Below are 677 nucleotides of genomic sequence, written 5' to 3'. Positions count from 1 at the left end.
GTGATCCACAGCCCCACGGGCCAGATCATCTGGGCCGTCACCGACGGCGCGGCGCAAAGCGCGCTGTTCCTTCAGATCGCGGGGCAGGATGCGGTCATCGACCTTTATGGCTGACCGTTTCGCATCAGCGCGCCGTAGCGGGTAATTGCGGCCTCAAGGTCGTCGAAATATTCGAGCCGCCCGTTTTCCAGCACCGCACCCGCGTCGCACATACCCCGGAGCGCCTCCATGTTGTGCGACACGACAATCGCGCCGCTGCGGGCCATGCGCTCGGCAAAAACCTCCCGGCTCTTTTGGCGAAAGGCCGCGTCACCGACACTTGTGACCTCGTCCACGAGATAGGTGTCGAAACGGATTCCCATCGAGGTGCCAAACGCCAGCCGCGCCCGCATCCCGGCGGAATAGCCGCGGAAAGGCCGGTGCAGATGCGCGCCCAGTTCGGAAAACGCCCCGACAAATGCGACCAGTTCGTCGGTATCCACCCCGTAGACCCGCGCCACGAAGCGCACGTTCTGCGCCCCCGTGAGGTCGGGATGGAAAGAGCCCGCAAAGCCCACCGGCCATGAAACGCTGCCGCGGCGAAGCACATGGCCCCGATCCGCCGCCATCGTCCCCGCGATGATCTTCAGGAGAGAGGATTTCCCGGCCCCGTTCCGCCCCAGCAGGGCCACCGACCG

At 65.6% G+C, this 677-nt stretch carries 1 protein-coding gene; it reads right to left on the bottom strand.

What is annotated here, in order from left to right; all coding sequences use genetic code 11:
- Positions 1–104 precede the first annotated feature (104 nt).
- The coding region (locus tag A3728_RS12790; protein WP_067924356.1) for an ABC transporter ATP-binding protein at positions 105–677 on the bottom strand (573 nt) is incomplete at its 5' end.

The sequence above is a fragment of the Sulfitobacter sp. HI0040 genome (assembly GCF_001634885.1).
Lineage (GTDB): Bacteria > Pseudomonadota > Alphaproteobacteria > Rhodobacterales > Rhodobacteraceae > Sulfitobacter.
Note: the sequence above shows the minus strand (reverse complement) of the source record. Positions and strands in the feature narration are given on the sequence as shown.